Here is a 19,488-nt window from a genome sequence, read left to right on the forward strand (position 1 = left end):
GAGATAATTATGTTAGTTGAACTGGATATTAAAAACTTCGCCATTATTAAGGCTTTGAAGGTTCGCTTTCAAGAACATATGACAGTGCTAATTGGTGAAACTGGTGCTGGTAAATCTATTATTATTGATGCCGTTTCACTATTGATGGGTGGAAGAAGCCAAAAAGAAATGGTTCGTAGTGGTGAAAAGAAGGCTGTTATTACAGGTCTTTTTGAAATTGACAATCAAGCCGCTAAAATTACAGAACTATGTGAGCAGTATGGCTTGCCTATTTCAGACGGGCAACTTGTGATTAGTAGGGAGCTTGCCGTTAAAGGTCGTAATGTAGTCAGAATTAATGGACAGTTAACGACGATTAACGTTTTACGAGAATTGGGTTATTATCTGGTTGATATTCACGGTCAAAATGATCAACAAATTTTAATGGATCAGGACCGGCAAATTGATTTAGTTGATAATTACGCTCCAGAACAATTTAAAAAAGAGCTAGCGGAGTACCAAGCCAATTTCGCTACTTGGGAAAAGTTAAGCAACCGGTTGAACCATTTGCGAAGTGACGCTCAAGAGTTAGCCCAAAAGCAGGATATTTTAACCTTTCAAAGTGAAGAATTATCTTCTGCCAACTTAACTGATCCAACAGAAGACGAGCAACTAGAAGAAGAATACAACGAATTAAGTAACTATCAAAAAATCGTGGACACTGCAAATTACTTAATGCAGTTGTACGATGATGACGAACATGGTTTGGAAACACTACTAGGTAATGCTCAGAGTGCTGCAAATGAACTCGGCGAATATGGTGCTAAGTTTAAGGACATTGCCAAAACAATTGATGACGGTGTCTTTGCATTAAGTGATGCCAGAAGTGAACTATCAAATGTCTTAGATGAAATGGACTTTGATGAGGAACGCTATCAATATGTTACAAGTAGATTAGATTTACTCAATTCGCTAAAGAAAAAGTATGGCCCTACTTTGCAGGATGTGTTTGCTTTTTATGAAAAAGTACAAAAAGAGTTAAGTCAATATGAAACTGGCGGTCTGGATGAAGAAAAACTGCAAAAAGAAGTAGCTCAAGTTGAAAGTAAGCTAACTGAAGAAGCAAAGAAACTTCATCAGATGCGTGAAAAAGTTGCAAATACATTAGAAGAGAAGATTAAGCAAGAACTTAAAGACTTATACATGGCAAAGGCCCGTTTTGCAATAGATATTTCGACTACTAAGGGTTTCACCAAAAAGGGAACAGATGAAGTTGTGTTCCTAATCGCTCCTAATCCGGGAGAAGATTTAATGCCATTGGTAAAAATTGTTTCAGGTGGTGAGCAATCAAGGTTGATTTTAGCGCTTAAAGCAATTTTTAGTCGGGTTGAACCTGTAGGAACAATGATTTTTGATGAAATTGATACTGGTGTCTCTGGAAGAGTTTCAGCGGCAATTGGAAAGAAATTGCATTCAATTGGACAAAATAAACAGGTTATTGCCATAACTCATTCGCCTCAGGTAGCTGCAGCTAGTGATCAAAAGTACTTAGTTGCCAAGGAAGTTAAAGATGGTGCAACCTACACTCAAATAGGTCCATTAACCCAGGAAGAAACAGTAACTGCAATTGCCGAAATGATGGCAGGAAGCGATGTTACTCAAGCTGCAAAACAAAACGCGAAAGACCTAATGAGGAGTTTTAAAAAGAAAGAATGAGATATCTCGAAAAAATAAAATTAGATTCTAAAGAAGTGAAGCAGGCTCGTCAGCTAGCTAAAGTAATTCATGAACACGATAAAACTTTTTGTGATATCTATTTAAGTAATCAATACAATTATTTTAAGGATATGCCTACTTTTATTCTAGCTTATGATAATGAAGAGCTAATAGGTCTAACAATGCTTTATGCTGATGAGAAGCCGGATGAAGAAGTCGACATTCATGTGGAAGTAGCGCCCAAAAAACGTCAACAAGGCGTAGCTACTGAAATGATTAAGCGTGCAAAAAAGATTCTGAATAAATATGGTTATCAGAACTATGATTTTGTTAGCGAGAAAGCTTTTATAGAACAAAATCCGACATATTTGTCCAATAATAATTTAAAAGTTGATGCTACTGACTATCATATGAGTACACAAAATCCAGAGAAAATTTTTCAAGATGACAAACTTAATCGCATACTAGGCGTGCGTCAGATGGTCAAAACGGATTTTAATAATGTTGCAAGTATTTATAGTGTAGCTTTTGATCTAGATATTGCGAACGCTAAAACTTATATTGCCGAAAGTTTGGCTGATGATCAAATGCTGAGTTTTGTTTTAACTTATAAAGAAGACGTGATTGGCTATTGTGCTGTTGATGACGGGTATTTCTTTGGTTTATTTGTTGCTCGCGACTATCAGGGACATGGATATGCTAGCTTCTTTATTAAAAAAATGATGGAAATTTTGCTTAGAAAAGGAAAAAACGAGTTTTCGCTTGATGTCGAACCTGATAACATAGCGGCAGTTCGGACTTATCAAAATGCTGGCTTAAAAATAGTTAGTGAAACTTACTATTTAGTGAAAGAAGAATAGTAAAAAAGAGTTGAGAAATATTTCTCAACTCTTTTTTTTATTAAGCTAAATCGACCCTAAAAATATTATCTAAGTCAATAACTTTTATTAGCTTTTGGTTAGTTGTGCGCAAGGCAAAGCGTCCTGCAGAAATGTGCTTAATGACCTGCCCAATTTCACTAGTACCATCTTGATATCTTAATAGGACATAAGCCCGGTGAAGTAAAGCAAATTCTAAAGAAGATAGAATTTCACTGTGATATTGGTCATAAATACTCAGTTTATCAATGTCATAATCAAATAAATAGTGATAGATTTTTTTAAGTGAGTTTTTCATCAATCATACCTCAGTTTTTCTCGAACACTTGTTTGACTCTTTATATTATAAGAACATTTGTTCAGAAAAACAATACTTTTTCCAAAAATAATTTCCATCATGCGCTACTTTAAAATTCCCTATTGTACATAATAAATAGGTAGAACTTGAAAATATTCTGCATTTAGTGCAAACTAGACATAATAGCTTTTATTAGGGGAGTATGGCATGACAGAAAAAGGCTTGTTGCTTGTTCTTTCTGGTCCTTCAGGAGTAGGAAAGGGCACTGTGAAAAGTGCAATCGTAGATGGTAAAGTTTTTCCGTTTGAATATTCGGTTTCGATGACAACAAGAAAACCTAGACCGGGCGAGGTAGATGGTAAAGATTATTACTTTGTTAGCGAAGAAAGATTTCAAGAAGCCATTAACCAAGGTGAACTTTTAGAATATAATAAGTACGTTGATCATTTTTATGGGACACCTTTAGTACCGGTTAAGCGAATGCTTGAAGAAGGCAAAGATGTACTGCTGGAAATCGATGTTAATGGAGCAAAAAAGGTACGAGAAAAAATGCCTGACGGAGTTTTTATCTTTTTAACGCCACCAGATTTGCATACATTACATCAACGCCTAGAAAATCGTGGGACTGAGTCTGAAGATGTTATTATGGGAAGAATCAAGCAGGCGCGTAATGAAATTTTAGTCATGCAAGATTATGATTATGCGGTGGTCAATGATACTGTTGCAAATGCAGTTGATCACATTAAGGCAATCGTAGATGCTGAACATGTCAGTGTAAAACGCGTTATTGATACTTACCGTAAAATGGTTAGGGAGGATTAAAGATGAGAGTTACATATCCATCAATTGATAAATTATTAGCCCAAGTGGATTCAAGATATTCATTATCAGTTCTTGCTGCTAAGCGTGCACATGAACTTGAAGCTGGTGATCCAGAGGCATTGAAAGAATATAAATCATTAAAGCCCGTCGGAAAGGCCCTTGAAGAGATTGAAGCCGGTAAAGTTACCGTCGATTCAAGCCATCGCGAGGTTAATCAGTAGTTGGTTGAATTATTTAACCTCCATCTCTTTTGGGATGGAGGTTATTTTTTTAAGGATGATTAAATGATTGCGCAAGTAGTAATTGATATTGCAGCAAAACAGACTGACCGCATTTTTGAATATCATGTACCAGATGACTTAGATGGTGTAGAAATTGGCTCACGAGTATTTGTACCATTTGGTTCACGTAAATTGCAGGGTTTTGTCGTTGGCCTCAGTGAAAAAAGCAAATATCAGGGTGAATTAAAAGATTTGCTTTTAGTAGTGGATGAAATGCCACCGTTAACACCTGAATTAGTTGAATTATCTAACGCGCTGGCTAATCGGATTTTTGCCTATCGAATTTCGATTCTTAAGACAATGCTCCCAAGAGTGATGCGGGCAAATTACCGCAAAATCTTGGTACCGATAACCGACGAAGCAAAAAAAATGCCATACTTTCACGGTGATCCAATTGATTTAGCTAATGTGACTGATAATCAAGAGATTGGTCGTATTAATAGCTTGCTACGCAGTCAAGATGCCAAGATAGAATATTTGGTTGAAAATCGTGCCAAAGTAAAAACAGCCAATTGTTATGAACTTACTTTAGCTAAAAAAGATTATATTAGTTTGTATGAAGAGCTTCGTACAAATGCCGTTAAGCAGCGACAACTATTAATGTTTGTCATTGAAAATTATGAACAATTTCCAATGATGCAAAATGAACTTGAGCAAGGGGCTCAGCTCAAAACAGAAACTTTAACAAGCGCGATTAAAAAAGGTTGGCTTGAAAGAAGTCAAACTGAAATTTATCGTGATCCAATAGCTAGCTATGGACGGTCTAAAGCAAGTCAACCAAAGGTTGAGTTAAATGAGGACCAGAAAGAAGCACTTGCGCAAATTACCCCTGCGATTCAAACTAAAACGGCTAAGACTTTTTTATTAGAAGGGATTACGGGTAGTGGCAAAACTGAAGTCTACTTGAATGCAATTAGTAAGACGCTTGAGCTTGGCAAAAATGCGTTAATGCTAGTACCAGAAATCTCACTAACACCGCAGATGGTTGAGCAAGTAAAAAATCGTTTTGGTGATCAAATAGCGGTATTGCACAGTGGTTTATCTGAAGGGGAATTATATGATGAATGGCGTCGTATAAGACGCGGGGAGGTTCATGTTGTAGTAGGTGCACGAAGCGCGGTTTTTGCTCCTTTAACTAATATCGGTTTAATTGTAATTGATGAAGAACATGAATCGTCTTATAAGCAAGAAGACAATCCGCGTTATCATGCACGGGATGTTGCAATTTGGCGTAGTAAATACAATTCTTGTCCTTTAGTTCTGGGTAGTGCCACTCCGTCTCTTGATAGCCGTGCACGAGCCCAGAAAGGTGTTTATCAGTTATTAGAACTTCCAAAACGTGCCAATGCCAAGAAACTACCTGAAGTAAATTTAATAGACTTAAAAAAGGCTGATTTTGCAGGTAATCAACTTGATTTATCAATTCAATTAGTTGATGCAATCAAGCAAAGACTGCAAAAAAAGGAACAAGTCATTTTAATGCTCAATCGACGCGGCTTTGCCAGTTTTATGCTTTGTCGTGAATGTGGTTACGTAATGAAATGTCCTAATTGTGACCTTTCGTTGACAATGCATAAGGATACCCAACAAATGCAGTGTCATTATTGTGGCTATACAACTGCAATTCCACAAATTTGTCCTAATTGTCACAGTAAACGAATCAGATTTTTAGGTACCGGAACGCAGAAGGTGTTAGAAGAGTTGAATGAGCTAATACCCAAAGCAAGAGTGTTACGGATGGACGTTGATACGACGAGAAAAAAAGGTGCCTTTAAAAATATTCTTGATACTTTTGGTAACCATGAGGCAGATATTCTATTGGGCACACAGATGATAGCCAAGGGACTGGATTTTCCCAATGTAACTTTAGTTGGTGTAATCAACGCCGATACGGGTTTGTGGGTGCCAGATTACAATGCATCTGAACGTACCTTTGAGCTTTTGACACAAGTGGCCGGTCGGGCAGGACGTGCTGAAAAGACTGGCGAAGTCATAATACAAACTTTTAATCCAGATCATTACGCTATTAAATTTGCTAAAAAACAGGATTATGAGAATTTTTATGCTTATGAAATGAAAGTCCGTCATGCTGGTGATTATCCGCCATACTTTTATACCGTTTTGGTTTCTGTTGCATCCAAAAATGAGCAAAATGCTGCTAAGGAAGCATTCAAAATTAAAAAGCAACTTCAGCAACATTTGAGTAGTTCGGCAATTATCTTAGGACCATCACCAAGCGCAATTTCTCGTCTAAAAAATCAATATTATTATCAAATACTGGTAAAATATAAAAAAGAAGACAATTTAAATAGCTTATTACATCAAATCCAGGATTCTGCACAAAAAGTGAAGAGATATGGATTAAATATTTATATCGACAATGAACCAGAACGAATCATGTAAAGGGGATATGTTTAATGACATCAATAATTTTTATGGGAACACCAGATTTTTCTGTACCAATTTTAAAAGGACTAGTCGAAAATAATTATGAAATTAAGGCTGTAGTGACGCAACCAGATAAAAAGGTTGGTCGAAAGCAGCAAGTTACTAAAACGCCTGTTAAGGTGGCGGCTGAAGAACTCAATTTACCGATTTATCAGCCTACTAAGTTGGCTCGTTCCGAAGAAGTCGAAGAGCTGATTGAAATGCACGCTGACCTTATTGTTACAGCAGCATATGGTCAATTTTTACCAACTAAATTTTTAAACTCAGTTAAAATTGCTGCGGTTAATGTTCACGGCTCACTTTTACCTAAATATCGTGGTGGAGCGCCAATTCAATATTCTGTGATTAATGGCGATCAAGAAACTGGTATCACTATTATGGAAATGGTCAAGGAAATGGATGCGGGTGACATTTATGCGCAAAAGGCAATTAAGATAGAGCCTGATGATACTACTGGTAGCGTTTTTGATAAATTATCACTTGTTGGTCGAGACTTGCTTTTAGAGACACTTCCACATATAATTGCTCATCCAGATGAAAAAACGGCGCAGGATCCTGACCAGGTCGTTTTCTCTCCGAATATCAGCAAGCAACAAGAAAAGATTAGTTTGACGTTAACTGCGTCACAAGCAAATAACTTAATAAGAGGGCTCAATCCTGATCCAGGCGCTTACCTAATGCTTGGAAATAGTCGACTTAAAGTTTGGCAAGCTCAAGTTTCTGAAGAAAAAACAACTCTGCCCGCTGGAAGTCTAGTTGCTAATGATAATCGTTTCGCAATTAGTTTTGCGGAAGGCACCGTTTTGAATCTGCTAGAAGTTCAACCAGCTGGAAAGAAGAAAATGGCAATTCAGAGCTTTTTGAATGGTCAAGGTAGTAAGTTTAAAGTAGGAGAACAAGTAGTTGACGGATAAAAGTGCTCGCTTTATTGCTTTAGAAACTTTAATACACATATTTAATGATGGCTCATATTCAAATATTAGCTTGAATAATAGCTTGCGCAATTCTAGTTTATCGGAAACTGACCGCAACTTTGCTACCAGGCTTGTTTATGGTACGGTTCAATATAAGATTTATTTGGAATTTCAATTGCATGATTTAATCAAAACTAAGCTAAAAGAAGACTATCTAAAGCCATTGTTATTAATGTCAGCTTATCAACTCTTTTTTATGGATAAAGTTCCTAACCGAGCAGTTTTAAACGAAGCTAATATTTTGGCTAAACAGTTTGGAAAGCGTAATTCGACTGGCTATAAAATAGTTAATGGAATCTTGCGCTCTTTAATTAGACGTGGGCCAGTTTTACCTGAAAAAGAGCAGCAGATAAATTATTTAAGCGTCAAAGAAAGCGTCCCAGAATGGTTAGTTAAGTACTTAGTTGATCATTGGGGAATTGAACGAACAGAAAGTATTCTGGCAAGTATTAATGAACCAGCTAAAAATACTGTTCGTCTTTCTCGGCTGGCGAATCCAACTGAAGTTGTCAGTGAGTTGAATGAATTAGGCTTCTCGCCACAACATTCCCAATTGACGAGTGAAGAATTGGTTTTGGATCATGGCGGTGTTAGTTCAACTAACTTATTTAAATCTGGCAAACTAACCATTCAAGATGAAGCTGCTAGCTTAGCAGTGAGCGCTTTTGATTTTACAGGAAATGAAAAAGTTCTCGATGCCTGTAGTGCCCCAGGCGGTAAAACAGTGCAGATTGCTGAAAAACTAGACAGTGGCACAGTTACGGCGTTGGATATTCATGCCAATAAATTACGCTTGGTTAAGCAAAACGCTGAACGAATGAATGTAGCTGAGCGGGTAATCACCAAGGAAATGGATGCTCGCAAGGTGGATAGCGAATTTAGCAAAAATTCTTTTGATAAGATTTTAGTGGATGCTCCTTGTTCAGGATTAGGATTACTTAGAAGAAAACCAGAAATTCGCTACAATAAAACCCTGGCTGATCTAACCAAGCTGCAACAAATTCAGTTGGCGATTCTTGATCATGTTAGTCAATTACTGAAGCAGAATGGAGAGCTAGTATATTCTACCTGTACGATTGCAAGTGAAGAAGACGAAGACGTTGTAGAAATTTTCTTAAAAGAGCATCCGGAGTTTGAATTACAGTCATTCACTACAGGTAATATGGATGCGCCAAATGGTTTAATTAAGCTTTTACCGGACAGTTATGGCAGTGATGGCTTCTTTATTGCCAAGTTTATAGCACGAGGTTAACATTTTGATTAAAACAGCATTTGCTTCAAGTATTGGACGAATACGTAAAAGCAACCAAGATTTTGTACAAGTTTTTAAAAACAAAAGTGGAGCGACGATGGCAATCGTTTGTGATGGCATGGGTGGTCACCAAGGTGGTGACGTTGCCTCAACCATGGCTGTTAGCCATTTAGGTCACAGCTTTAGCGAGACCGATTTCAGTGATTGTGCAAATGCTCATAAATGGCTTGATGTCCAATTAAGCTCTGAAAATGAAACGATTTTGCGCACAGCAGATCGTTTTCCTGATTTAAATGGAATGGGCACTACAATTGTTTTGGCAGTTGTGTTTGACCATCAAGCTTTGATTGCTCATTTGGGTGATTCACGTGCTTACGGTTATGCAGAAGGAAAATTTGTTCAACTAGTTGAAGACCATTCTCTTGTTAATGAACTAGTTAAAATGGGGCAAATTACTAAGCAGCAGGCTTTAACCCATCCGCAAAAAAATATCATTACGCAGTCACTTGGCGTTTCAAGCACAATTGATCCTGAGTTTCGTGAAATCCCCTTCAATGATGACGACCTTATTTTGCTGTGCACAGATGGCCTAACCAATTCTTTGACTGATCCGCAAATCCAACAAATTTTAGCCACTAAGGATCTATCACTCAAAGACCGCTGCCATAAGCTAATTAATGAAGCAAATCGTCTTGGTGGCGGCGATAACATTACCGTTTGTCTAGTCCTAAATGAAGGTGGTGGCTCACGTTGATTAATAAAGGCTATTTATTAGGCGACCGCTATCGCATAATCGATACATTAGGTGAAGGCGGAATGGCAAATGTCTATTTAGCTGAAGACATCATTTTACAGCGGAAAGTTGCCGTTAAAATTTTAAGGCTGGATCTACAAAAAGAGCCGCAAACTGTAGCGCGCTTTCAACGTGAAGCGCTTGCTACCAGTGAATTAAGTCATCCTAATATTGTGATGGTTTTAGATGTGGGCACTGATCAGGGCTTGCCATACATGGTAATGGAGTACGTAGATGGACCTGATTTAAAAGACTATATTATTCAGAATTCACCACTTAATTTGCATGATGTGATTCGAATTATGGATCAAATACTTAGTGCAATGACATTGGCTCATAAGCATAATGTGATACACCGTGATTTAAAGCCACAAAATATTTTGATGGATAAACACGGTAATATTAAAATTGCCGATTTTGGCATAGCAGTTGCATTAAACCAAAATTCAATTACGCAGACAAACTCTGCGCTCGGTTCAGTGCATTACATGTCTCCTGAACAGACACGTGGTGGGTTAATTACTAAACAATCAGATATTTACTCACTTGGAATCATTCTCTATGAGCTGATAACTGGCTCAGTTCCATTTAATGGTGACTCTGCAGTCGCGATTGCTCTTAAACATGCCCAAGAGCCAATTCCATCGATTAAAGAAAAAGATGCGAAGGTTCCGCAAGCTCTAGAAAATGTTGTGCTAAAAGCAACCGCTAAGGATCCGCGGGATCGCTATGCTTCAGCGAGCGCAATGCGTGCAGATATTGACACTAGCTTGGATCCTGCTCGAGTTAATGAACCTGTTTTTGTACCAACACATGGCACAAGTGATGATGAAACTATAATTTTACCTGATTTTAAGGCTAATCGTCAGCGAGAAGATAGTAATCAAGTAAAAGAAGAGACATTAGACGATAAAAATAATAAGTCCTCAACAAAAGGCAATTTTTTGCAGACATTAAAAACTCATAAATGGTGGTGGCTTTTTATGGGTCTGGCAGCTGTTTTAGTGGTTGGTTTATTACTTTTAGTTGTTACCAATAACAGTCAAAGTGAAGTAAGAATTCCAGATGTTACTAATTTATCCGAAGAATCTGCTCGCCAAAAAATTGAACAAGTCGGTTTGAAGGTTGGTAGAATAAGGCATCAAAATTCAGAGCGAATTAGTCGAGGTAAAGTTATTTCAACATCGCCTCCAGCTGGTAGAGTGACAAAAAAAGGTAGATTTGTTGACTTAAAAGTTTCCGATGGTGTTGGAATGGCTAAAGTGCCGGATGTGTCAGGCGATTCATATCAAGTAGCGGTTGCTAAACTAGAAAAAATGGGCTTTGACGTTATTCGTGAAAACCAGTTTTCTGACAGTGTTCCAATTGATCATGTGGTTTCGCAAAGCATTGCTGCTGGAGTTGAAGTAAAGCCGGCAGAAACAACAATCACTTTGGTCGTTTCAAAAGGACAAGATGATCACGAAAAAAATGATACAGTTAAGCTTCCAGATTTTAAAGATTACACATTGCGAGAAGTTCAAGAATATGTTCGTCGGCATGATTTGATTTTGCAAGTCAGTCCTGCTTATTCAAAGAAAGTAAAGAAGGGCATGGTTATTTCCATGAGTCCTGCCCCCGGAACACATGTCCCTCACGGAAGTACAATAATGGTTAGTGTTTCTGAGGGTCCAAAAATTGAACGAGACCATACTGCGATTAAAACATTTACAGTAACGTATCAAGATAATGATGATGATTCGCCTAACAGAAGAGGTAATCACATTCAAATCTATGTTTCTGATGACGATCACTCAATTAATAATATTTACCGTGATTTGTACATAAAACGAGACATGAACTTCTCAATTCCATTTTCGTTAAAGGATGGAGCAGGTGAATTACGTGTTGTCAGGGATGGCCAAACTATACTAAACGAAAAGGTAAATAGATGATTAAACAAACTGATGGGATAGTTGTTGGACTAATTTCTGGTTTTTATGATGTTCAAACTGGAAACCAAATTGTTCGCACAAGAGCGCGAGGACTTTTCCGGAAAAATAAGGAAAAGCCCACTGTTGGCGACCATGTAAAAATTCAAGTAGACGAGCAGGGTACAAGCTATTTAACAGAAATCCTGCCTCGAGTTAACTTGATTGGCCGTCCTGCACTAGCAAATGTAGATCATGTTTTACTGGTGATTTCAGCTGTTGAGCCTGATTTTTCGCTTCAATTATTAGATAGGTATCTAACCTTCTTTTCTTGGCAAAAAGTTGCAGTTAGTATATATCTTTCAAAAAGTGATTTGGCTGATGAAGCAAAATTGGCCGAAATTAAAGCTAATTTGTCTTATTACGCAAAAATAGGTTACCCAATTTTTTATCAATGGGAAGAACTAGCGGAAAAATTGCCGTCGGCAATTGAGTTTCAACAAATTTGGACTCTGGCTGGTCAATCTGGTGCCGGAAAATCAACATTGATTAATCATCTGAAACAAGATATAGAGCAGGAAACTGCTGCAATTTCTACCAGTTTGAACCGAGGTAAGCATACTACTAGAACAGTTCAACTGTTCCCACTTGGTGAGGGCTTTTTAGCTGATACACCAGGCTTTTCTGCAATTGACTTTACACCAATTAAGATTAATGATTTATGTAATTACTTTGTTGAATTTAAACGAGCAAGTGTTAAATGCAAGTTTCGTGGTTGTCAACATATCAAGGAACCTAAATGCGAGGTCAAAAATCTGGTTGAAAAGCAGGAAATCACACAAAGCCGTTATGATAATTATTTACAGATGCGCTCAGAAATTGAGAATGGTAGGATGCCAGAGTATTTAAAATAAGGAGACAATAATGATTGCACCATCAATTCTAAATATTAATAATTTGAATTTGAAGGATGATATTGCTACTGCTGCTGAAAATGGGATTACGCGTTTTCATATTGATATTATGGACGGCCATTTTGTACCAAATCTGTCATTTGGCCCGCAGCTAGTCAGTGATTTTAAAGCTGAATTTCCTGATTTAGAAGCAGAAGTTCACTTAATGAGTAATAATCCTGATGTTTTGGTACCAGAATTTGCTAAAACAAAAGCGGATTTGGTTTTACTTCATTATGAGGCAATGACTGAAGATAAGCTGAATCACTGGATTGATTTTTTACATTCAAATGGGATAAAAGCTGGCATTGTTCTTAATCCAGACACACCGGTTTCAGTTTTAGAAAAATTCCAAGCTAAAATAGATCAAGTTTTAATGATGACTGTTTATCCGGGGTTTGGCGGACAAAAATTCATTTCGGGCTCATGTGAGCGAATTAAAGAAGCAAATGAACTTTTAGCAGGAAGAGTGCCGATTGAGGTTGATGGTGGTATTAACGACCAAACTGCTCAACTGGCTAAGGACGCTGGAGCTAATATTTTTGTTGCGGGTTCGTATCTATTCTGCCAAAAGAGTATTCCAGTCCAAATTAAAAAATTAGAAAAAGCTGTTGAAGAATAATGAAGGCTATTGCACTATTAGGCGGTCCAAATATTTCTTGGCCTATTGATATAAAGGATAAACTAGTAAAAGCTCGTGAAAAAGGAACTTTTATTATTGGTGTCGATCGTGGAAGTTTGTTATTGGAAGAGTTAAATTTAACTCCTGATCTTGCGGTAGGTGATTTTGATTCTCTGAAAAAAGAAGAGCTATTGCGGATTAATCAGAGTGTTTCTGATATTCGTTACTCAGTGCCTGAAAAAGACTTAACCGATACCGAACTTGCTTTGCATTATGCTTTTGATGATTATTGCGTCGACTCACTATCTTTAATTGGTGCAACTGGTGGAAGACTAGATCATTTTTTGACTAATTTATTCATGCTGCTAAAACCTGAATTCAGGCAATATGCTGAAAAGGTACAAATAATTGATCAGCAAAATTATATTTCATTTTTAAAGCCAGGAAAGCATGCTGTTAAACGTATAGAAAATTACACTTATTTTGGTGTCGCTCCATTGAATGAGGTAGAAGAACTAAATATCTCAAATGCAAAGTACAATCTTGCAGGCTATTCAAATACTAATCCTGTATCACTTAGCTCAAATGAATTTTTGCCTGATCAGGATACGTTTAATGTATCATTTAAGAAGGGGTTAATCGCGATAATCCAATCGCGTGATCTCGAACGTTTTCAAAATATTCAAAAATAAAGAAAAAGCCACTTTCTCAGCTTAAAAGAGAAAGTGGCTTTTTAAGTACAAAAAAAGACCGACAAACTATTTGTCAGTCCATTTATTAGGCACGAGTAACTTTACCAGACTTTAAAGTCTTAGTTGATACCCATACGCGCTTTGGTTTACCATCAACAAGAATACGAACTTTTTGAAGGTTTGGCTTCCACGTACGACGTGATGAATTCAGTGAGTGTGAACGTGTGTTACCAAAAGTGGTCTTTTTACCAGTGATATAATCTTTTGCCATTTGCTAAACCCCCTTTATTTGTGTTTTCATACTTAGTTAAGATAGCATATTCTCTAAATCATTGCAACCTGAAAAGTATTTTTTATAAATGGATTTTTGTATTATTACTTGATTACTATGATAAAATAGATTCATAATATTGAGAACAATGATTCGGAGGATAAACATGGCTGTTAAAATCAAAACAAAAGATGGTTTGATTGATATTTCAAACGGAGTAATTGCAACTGTTGTTGGTAGTGCAGCTACATCCAATTACGGTGTTGTTGGAATGGCATCTAAGAATGCTATTCGCGATGGCTTTGATGGAATTCTTAATCGAGCAAACTATAAACGTGGTGTTGTTGTTAAGTCAGAAGATAATAGTATTACGGTTGATGTTTATATTATTGTGGGCTACGGACTAAAAATTTCTGAAGTTAGCCGTAACGTACAAACTAGCGTTAAATTCAATTTGAAGAATCAACTTGGAATTGATACTAAGGCTGTTAATGTCATCGTTCAAAGTGTTAAAGTGCTTGACGAATAACTCAAGCGGAGGTTATAAATTTTGGTTTTAAAGGAAATAGATAGTAAAAAGTTCAGAGACATGGTTCGTGTGGCAACACACAGACTTGGTCGAAATGCAGAGTTTATTAACTCCTTGAATGTTTTTCCAGTTCCTGATGGTGATACTGGAACAAACATGAATTTAACTATTGAAAGCGGAGCAAAGGCAGTTAGCGAAAACCCAAGTAATAGTGTCGGTGATTTAACCGAAAGCTTAGCTAAAGGGATGCTAATGGGTGCCCGCGGTAACAGTGGGGTTATTTCTTCCCAGCTCTTTAGAGGTGTGTACAAAGCTACTCAAGGAATGCAGACTTTAAACGCTCAAGAACTTGCAAATGCCTTTTCTAATGGTGTTGCTACAGCTTATAAGGCTGTGATGAAACCAGTTGAAGGTACAATTTTAACTGTTGCCCGTGTAGCAGCTCAAGAAGGTGCTAATAAGGCCAATGAGACGGACGATGTTGAAGAAGTAATGAAGGCGATTGTCGAAGGTGCCAAAGCAGCTTTGAAGACAACACCTGACTTATTACCTGTTTTAAAACAAGTCGGCGTAGTTGATTCTGGTGGACAGGGCTTGCTCTTTATCTATGAGGGATTTTTGGAAGGACTTCTTGGCGAAGATTTTGCAGATCGCTACCAACCAGATGAAGGTGAAATGGATGAAATGATTAATGCCATGCACCACCAGTCCGTTCAATCACAATTAGCTACTCAAGATATTGACCATGGTTATTGTACAGAAATTATGGTTGATTTGACTGCTGATATGCCTGATAAAAAGCCATTTAACCTTGAAGAATTTAGAGATCACTTATCTAAATTAGGTGATTCGCTTTTAGCTGTTTCTGATGACGAGGTGGCTAAAGTTCATATTCATACTGAGCATCCAGGTGCAATTTTTGAATATGGCAGCCAATTTGGACAATTAGGTAAAATCAAAATTGATAACATGCGTATTCAACATGAGACGATTGTTAACAACAATGAAGAACAGCAAGAAAGTGTAGATTTTGCTGTAATCGCAGTTGCTTCTGGTAACGGTATTCGTAAGCTGTTTGAAAGTGAAGGGGTAAACCGGATTATTTCTGGTGGACAAACAATGAATCCTTCTACTCAAGACATTATCGATGCGATTAAGAAATCAGGAGCCAAGAAGGCAATTGTTTTACCTAACAATGGCAACATCGTAATGGCAGCAAAACAAGCAGCAGAAGTTAGCGATATTCCAGTTGGAATTGTCCCTACTAAGACAATTTCGCAAGGACTAACTGCAATGTTGTCTTTTGATGCAGATGATACATTGGAAAACAACGTTGATAATATGACTGATTCACTTGAAGATGTGGTTTCAGGAGAAGTTACTAAAGCTAACCGTGATACAACAATCAATGGTATTGAAATCCATGAAAATGATTTTTTAGGTATTATTGATGGTGATATTCAAGTTGCTGAAAAAGATCTAGTTCAATCTACCGTTGATATGGTTGAAAAAATGCTTGATGAGGATTCAGAAATTATTACTGTGATGTTTGGTCGTGATTCTAACAAAGAAGAGGCCAATCAAGTTGTTTCTGCGCTAGAAGAAAAGCACGACGATCTTGAATTTGAAGTGCACAATGGTGGGCAACCAGTTTATAATTTCTTGATTTCTGTAGAGTAAAATGGATGCAAACAAACTATTTGCTCCTGTGACCAATTTAAAAGGCATAGGAACAAAAACTGCTGCTGCTCTTGGTAGCTTAGGAATATATAGCATATATGATTTGTTATTTTATTTTCCATTTCGCTACGATGAATTGCAGACGATACCACTTGATCAGATCATGGATGGTCAAAAGGTAATGCTAAAAGGGATTGTTGCGACTGACGCCTTTGTTAGCAGATTTGGTTACAAAAAAAGCAGACTTAGTTTCAAAATGAGAATTGACCATGATGTAATCTTGGTCAATTTTTTTAATCAGCCATGGCTAAAAGAGAAAATTGAAGTTGGAAAAGAAGTAGCAGTTTATGGCAAGTACAACCTTGCAAGGCAAAGTTTGGCTGGCTTTAAATTTGTTGCTGCAAAGGAAAATGACAGCGGAATGGCTCCGATATATTCGGTTAACCATCATATTAGGCAAAAGAAGCTCGTTGAGTTGATAGATTTAGCTTTGGAGGATTTTTTGCCAGACGTAATGGATATCGTTCCCGAACCAATTCGTCAAAAGTATCGCTTACTTCCCGAGCAACAAATAATTTTGCAAATGCATCATCCAAAAAATGGTCGTGAAGCAGAATTAGCGAAAAGAAGCGCAATTTTCCGCGAATTTTTTATTTTCCAAACAGAACTTGCTGAACTGACTAGGCATAATTCCCAAAATACTGGAATAGCAAAAAAGTATGACTTGGAAGAAATCAATGAACTGACCAAAGCATTGCCATTTGATCTTTCAGATGATCAAAAAAGGGTTATAAATGAAATCTTTGCTGATTTGCATTCTACTAAGCAAATGAATCGCTTGCTGCAAGGGGATGTTGGGTCAGGTAAAACGATTGTTGCAATCTATGCGATGTATGCAGCCGTTACTGCGGGGTTTCAAGCAGTTTTAATGGTGCCAACAGAAATCTTAGCTACGCAGCATTTTAAGAAGATAGATGATCTTTTGCGGCCGTTTGGAGTTAGGACAGCACTTTTAACTGGAACTACTAAGACACTCGAGCGTCGAGAAATATATCGTGAATTGACTGATGGCACTATCAATGTGGTTGTTGGAACTCATGCATTAATTCAACCAAGTGTTATTTTTAAAAGCCTAGGACTCGTAATTATTGATGAGCAACACCGCTTTGGAGTTGGACAACGTCAAGCTTTGATTAATAAGGGTAATGCACCTGATACTTTGGCAATGACTGCAACTCCAATTCCAAGAACCCTAGCCTTAACAGTTTATGGCGAAACTTCTGTTTCAGAAATTCGCCATCTTCCGGCGGGCCGAAAGCAAATTAAGTCCTTTTGGAAGACTGGCAACCAGATGAGTGATGTTTATCGTCTAATGCGCGAGCAACTGGAGCAACATTTTCAGATTTACGCGGTTACTCCACTGATTACTGAATCTGAAGCGCTTGATTTAAAAAATGCAGAGGAACTTTTTGAAAAGCTAAGCCATGATTTTCCTGATCAACGTGTTGAACTTCTTCACGGCCAAATGCCGGGAGCAAAAAAAGAAGAAATTATGTCAGAGTTTGCAGCTGGTGAGATTAACATTTTAGTTACTACTAGTGTGATTGAAGTTGGAGTCGATGTCGCCAATGCAAATTTAATGATTATCTACAATGCCGATCGTTTTGGAATTAGTCAGTTGCACCAACTTCGTGGCCGAATTGGACGTGGAAAAACGCAAAGCTATTGTGTCTTTTTAGCAGATCCAAAAACGGAAGCCGGGAAGGCACGAATGAAAATAATTGCATCAACAACCGATGGCTTTAAACTGGCCGAAGAAGACTTAAAGCTTCGTGGTGAAGGTGATCTTTTCGGGCGTGCACAATCTGGTTTGCCAGAATTTCAGGTAGGAAATGTGGTCAACAACTACGAAACAATGGTTGTGGCTCAACAAGTAGCCAACAATATAGTTGAAAAAGATCCAGAATTATCTGATAGTGAGCACAAAAATTTAAAACAAGTGATAGAATATAAAAAATTACAGCAAGAACGTACTTAGAAAAGATTGTGGAAATAAATGAGAACAATTGCAATTGATGCAATGGGTGGCGAAAATGCGCCAGAAGCCATTGTCCAAGCCGTTTTGCAGGCAAAAACAGAATTAAAAGAAACCAAATTTATTTTATTTGGTGACCAAGCAAAAATTAAAAAATTGGTCGGTTCCGATACTGACCAAATAGAGATAGTTGGTACAACAGAAGTTATTAATGATGAGGATGAACCTGTTAAAGCAATCAGGACAAAGAAAGATTCTTCTTTGGTTGTCGCAGCGCAGTATGTTAAGCAGGGAAAAGCAGACGCACTTTTATCATTAGGAAATTCTGGTTCAATTCTGGCTAGTGGTATTTTTATTATTGGTCGGATTAAGGGGATTGCTCGTCCAGGATTTATGCCAACTTTACCTGTTAAAAATTCAGACGATGGTTTTAACATGATTGATGTTGGTGCAAATGCCAAGACCAAACCTGAGTACATCCTTAATTGGGCTAAAATGGCATCATATTATGCTGAAAAAGTCCGCGGTATTAGAAATCCACGCGTTGCCCTTCTTAACAATGGGTCTGAAAGTGATAAGGGTGACGATGTTCATCAAGAAGCCTATCAATTATTGCTTGATAGTGAGTTAAACTTCATTGGTAATATTGAAGGAAATGAGCTTTTAGAGGGTAAAGCCGATGTTGTGGCAACAGATGGTTTTACAGGCAATGCCGTCTTAAAGAATATTGAGGGAACGTCTTCAGTTCTAATTCATTTATTAAAAGACAATTTGCTAAATAGTGGTTTTTTGGTTAAAATTGGTGCTTTATTAATAAAAAATGCCTTGAAAGGTTTAGTTTCAAAATTTGACGTTGATAAGTACGGTGGAGCAGTTTTGTTAGGCTTGGATGCTCCTGTGGTAAAGACTCATGGGCGTTCAGATCAGCGAGCAGTCTATTTTACAATTAAACAGGTCGATAAAATATTAAAAGAAAATATTATTGATCAATTTAGGGCTGAATTTGCTACCGATAAATAAAAAGTAATAAAGGAGAATTGATAATGACTGAAGAAGAAATTTTTACTAAAATAAAGGACATTTTAGCCGATAATTTTGAAGTCTCTAAAGACAAGATTACAAAAGAAACGAATTTTACAACTGATTTAGATGCTGACTCAATTGATTTAGTAGAGTTCATTTTACAATTGGAAGATGAATTTGGTGCAGAAATTTCTGATGAAGATGCTGAAAAGATAAAAACAGTTGGCGATGCAGTTAGTTACATTGCTTCACATCAAAATTAATTTCAATAAATTTCAGGTTGATATTTGCATATAGCCATTTTGATGTATATAATTAGAAATTAAATAAAT

19 protein-coding genes are annotated in these 19,488 nt (G+C 37.2%); 17 read left to right on the forward strand and 2 right to left on the reverse strand.

Annotation, left to right across the window (positions count from 1 at the left end; genetic code table 11):
* Positions 1-9: 9 nt before the first annotated feature.
* Positions 10-1,695: a DNA repair protein RecN gene (recN, locus tag H3T48_RS03190; protein WP_198188452.1), complete on the forward strand. Its 1,686-nt coding sequence runs from the start codon at positions 10-12 to the stop codon at positions 1,693-1,695.
* Positions 1,692-2,555, forward strand: coding sequence for a GNAT family N-acetyltransferase (locus H3T48_RS03195; RefSeq protein WP_198188453.1), 864 nt, complete (start codon positions 1,692-1,694; stop codon positions 2,553-2,555). Before recN ends, H3T48_RS03195 begins: the two co-directional genes overlap by 4 nt.
* Positions 2,556-2,595: 40 nt before the next feature.
* Here the strand turns inward: H3T48_RS03195 and H3T48_RS03200 are convergent, their stop codons facing one another.
* Positions 2,596-2,871 carry a hypothetical protein gene (locus tag H3T48_RS03200; RefSeq protein WP_046307161.1) on the reverse strand — a complete coding sequence of 92 codons (276 nt, stop codon included), beginning with the start codon at positions 2,869-2,871 and terminating at the stop codon, positions 2,596-2,598.
* Between the two features lie 207 nt (positions 2,872-3,078).
* On the opposite strand from H3T48_RS03200, the gene gmk reads away from it, so the two are divergent.
* From gmk to H3T48_RS03250, 10 genes are all read left to right on the forward strand, one after another.
* Positions 3,079-3,693 (forward strand): guanylate kinase, encoded by a 615-nt coding sequence (gmk, locus tag H3T48_RS03205; RefSeq protein ID WP_046307159.1) that lies wholly within the window; start codon positions 3,079-3,081, stop codon positions 3,691-3,693.
* A gap of 2 nt (positions 3,694-3,695) precedes the next feature.
* A complete protein-coding gene (rpoZ, locus tag H3T48_RS03210) occupies positions 3,696-3,914 on the forward strand; it encodes a DNA-directed RNA polymerase subunit omega (protein ID WP_046307157.1) in 219 nt (72 codons plus the stop codon).
* 63 nt (positions 3,915-3,977) lie between these two features.
* Positions 3,978-6,377: a primosomal protein N' gene (gene priA, locus H3T48_RS03215; RefSeq protein WP_198188454.1), complete on the forward strand. Its 2,400-nt coding sequence runs from the start codon at positions 3,978-3,980 to the stop codon at positions 6,375-6,377.
* A 14-nt stretch (positions 6,378-6,391) separates the two neighbouring features.
* Positions 6,392-7,336, forward strand: a complete 945-nt coding sequence (gene fmt / locus H3T48_RS03220; protein ID WP_198188455.1) for a methionyl-tRNA formyltransferase — start codon at positions 6,392-6,394, stop codon at positions 7,334-7,336.
* Positions 7,326-8,648, forward strand: coding sequence for a 16S rRNA (cytosine(967)-C(5))-methyltransferase RsmB (gene rsmB / locus H3T48_RS03225; protein WP_198188456.1), 1,323 nt, complete (start codon positions 7,326-7,328; stop codon positions 8,646-8,648). Before fmt ends, rsmB begins: the two co-directional genes overlap by 11 nt.
* A gap of 4 nt (positions 8,649-8,652) precedes the next feature.
* Entirely contained in the window at positions 8,653-9,402 is a 750-nt protein-coding gene (locus H3T48_RS03230; RefSeq protein WP_074425145.1) for a Stp1/IreP family PP2C-type Ser/Thr phosphatase, read from the forward strand.
* On the forward strand, positions 9,399-11,375 hold the full coding sequence (gene pknB, locus H3T48_RS03235) for a Stk1 family PASTA domain-containing Ser/Thr kinase (RefSeq protein ID WP_198188457.1): 1,977 nt from the start codon (positions 9,399-9,401) through the stop codon (positions 11,373-11,375). The genes H3T48_RS03230 and pknB overlap by 4 nt, the downstream gene beginning before the upstream one ends.
* Positions 11,372-12,265 carry a ribosome small subunit-dependent GTPase A gene (rsgA, locus tag H3T48_RS03240; RefSeq protein ID WP_232349860.1) on the forward strand — a complete coding sequence of 298 codons (894 nt, stop codon included), beginning with the start codon at positions 11,372-11,374 and terminating at the stop codon, positions 12,263-12,265. Before pknB ends, rsgA begins: the two co-directional genes overlap by 4 nt.
* Before the next feature lie 7 nt (positions 12,266-12,272).
* Positions 12,273-12,926 (forward strand): ribulose-phosphate 3-epimerase, encoded by a 654-nt coding sequence (rpe, locus tag H3T48_RS03245; RefSeq protein WP_198188671.1) that lies wholly within the window; start codon positions 12,273-12,275, stop codon positions 12,924-12,926.
* Positions 12,926-13,618: a thiamine diphosphokinase gene (locus H3T48_RS03250; RefSeq protein WP_198188458.1), complete on the forward strand. Its 693-nt coding sequence runs from the start codon at positions 12,926-12,928 to the stop codon at positions 13,616-13,618. Before rpe ends, H3T48_RS03250 begins: the two co-directional genes overlap by 1 nt.
* An 85-nt stretch (positions 13,619-13,703) precedes the next feature.
* Here H3T48_RS03250 and rpmB read toward each other — a convergent pair whose 3' ends face one another.
* Positions 13,704-13,889 (reverse strand): 50S ribosomal protein L28, encoded by a 186-nt coding sequence (gene rpmB, locus H3T48_RS03255; RefSeq protein WP_046307139.1) that lies wholly within the window; start codon positions 13,887-13,889, stop codon positions 13,704-13,706.
* A 166-nt stretch (positions 13,890-14,055) separates the two neighbouring features.
* Between rpmB and H3T48_RS03260 the strand changes: the two genes are divergently transcribed.
* From H3T48_RS03260 to acpP, 5 genes are read left to right on the forward strand one after another with little or no spacing between them, the layout of a single operon-like run.
* Positions 14,056-14,418 (forward strand): Asp23/Gls24 family envelope stress response protein, encoded by a 363-nt coding sequence (locus tag H3T48_RS03260; protein WP_046307138.1) that lies wholly within the window; start codon positions 14,056-14,058, stop codon positions 14,416-14,418.
* Positions 14,419-14,439: 21 nt separating this feature from the next.
* Positions 14,440-16,098: a DAK2 domain-containing protein gene (locus H3T48_RS03265; protein WP_198182350.1), complete on the forward strand. Its 1,659-nt coding sequence runs from the start codon at positions 14,440-14,442 to the stop codon at positions 16,096-16,098.
* Between the two features lies 1 nt (position 16,099).
* Positions 16,100-18,136, forward strand: coding sequence for an ATP-dependent DNA helicase RecG (gene recG / locus H3T48_RS03270; RefSeq protein ID WP_198188459.1), 2,037 nt, complete (start codon positions 16,100-16,102; stop codon positions 18,134-18,136).
* An 18-nt stretch (positions 18,137-18,154) separates the two neighbouring features.
* A complete protein-coding gene (gene plsX / locus H3T48_RS03275; protein ID WP_198188460.1) occupies positions 18,155-19,153 on the forward strand; it encodes a phosphate acyltransferase PlsX in 999 nt (332 codons plus the stop codon).
* 23 nt (positions 19,154-19,176) lie between these two features.
* Positions 19,177-19,419, forward strand: coding sequence for an acyl carrier protein (gene acpP / locus H3T48_RS03280; protein ID WP_046307130.1), 243 nt, complete (start codon positions 19,177-19,179; stop codon positions 19,417-19,419).
* Positions 19,420-19,488 lie beyond the last annotated feature (69 nt).

It is taken from the genome of Lactobacillus sp. M0403 (assembly GCF_016101265.1).
GTDB lineage: Bacteria > Bacillota > Bacilli > Lactobacillales > Lactobacillaceae > Lactobacillus > Lactobacillus apis.